1 protein-coding gene is annotated in these 1,421 nt (G+C 47.9%); it reads right to left on the reverse strand.

The features are described from left to right. Positions 1 to 508: 508 nt before the first annotated feature. The coding region (locus tag NG42_RS23170; RefSeq protein WP_206542085.1) for a hypothetical protein at positions 509 to 1,421 on the reverse strand (913 nt) is incomplete at its 5' end.

The following is a 1,421-nucleotide window of genomic DNA, read 5'->3' on the forward strand; positions in this document are numbered from 1 at the left end:
GTATCACCTGATTTCACTTCAGACGCGGCATTCAGGTTGATGTTGTTGGTATTAATAGTGGTCATGATTTTACTTTCCCTTTAGATGTTTTAAATGTTCGCCGGATTATCTAACCCGGCAATGTTCGGTGTTGATGGGCCTATAATAAGCATCTGAAAAAAATAGATTTCTGAATCTCTGCAAAACATTCTGTTTTTAAACACCATTATTCATAACGCTGTTTTTTCGTTAAGTATCAGGCAAAAACCTGATGCCCTTTTCTTTGCCAGGAAGAATTCGAGTTGAATTTATTATTTAATAAAGGGAAATGTCGGCAGGCAGTGATTTTCCTTCGAAAAATACCAATGCTAAAAAATACTTTTTTTTCTGAGGGTGGAAATATTGAATGTAAAGCAGTAATTTTATTTATCGGCAAGCAGTGGGGAATTTGCCATTGACGTTATAGAAATGATGGCTTATTGCCAGACAGAAAGGCGGCAGAACGTTAAGGTACTGCCGCTATGCGCGATTAGCGGATAGACTGGGCGATCGATTTGGCCGATTCAGCGTTCATGCTCTGCACGCTGTTAGCCATCGTGACTGCGGTATTGAAGTTCTGCATCAACTGTTGCAGTTTCAGCTGGTTCTGCTGCACGAAGTCAGAAGCGCGACCAGAGTGAGATTCAAGCGCGGACTTTATCGCCGTCAGATCGGCCTTATCCAGCTCAATCGGACCAATAACAGGGTTTGAGATCGGACTCGTTACTGGACTGGTCACAGGATCAGATCCTGGATTGGAAACCGGGCGAGTAGACGGACTGGTGCCGCTATCAGGGAAAGCCGCTTCCAGCTGATTTCTCAGTTGCTCGATTTGCCACAGTGAAGCATTACCGCCAGCTGGCAGATGCAGCATATCGCCGCCGAGTGGAATACCCTGCGCTTGCATAAAATCAAGCAGTTCAAACAGCTGGCTTCCCTGCACGCCTTCTGCCGGTGCGCTGGCCAACAGCGCATTTAGCATCTGCACAAATTTCGCCGCATCAGAGGCTCCAGGTGTACCAGGCGTTGATGGGATCTCTGGTGTACCCGGCGCTGCTGGTGGGCAAGGTGCAACAGGTGTGCCATCAGCAGGTTTAAGTCCCAGAAATTCATCAATACTCATGCCATTAACCTGAATATTATTGGCACGCATATACTCAATAATTTCCGGTGGCAGTGCGGCAGTATCTTTAGCATCTTTCAGGCTCGCCAGCAGCGCATCAACCCGGTTGGCCATATCCTGCGCATCACGGGAGACTTCGGTCTTCTTGCTCATCTGCTCAAACTTGCTGTTCGCCAGTTCGGTAAACAGCAGCATAATGCTGTCCATGGTGACCATCGCGGCGCCCATCAGCGAGGTGTTTTTGCCCGCGCTCAGGTACTCGGTATCGCCGGATTTCACG

Origin of the sequence: Winslowiella iniecta (assembly GCF_001267535.1) — a bacterium.
Lineage (GTDB): Bacteria > Pseudomonadota > Gammaproteobacteria > Enterobacterales > Enterobacteriaceae > Erwinia > Erwinia iniecta.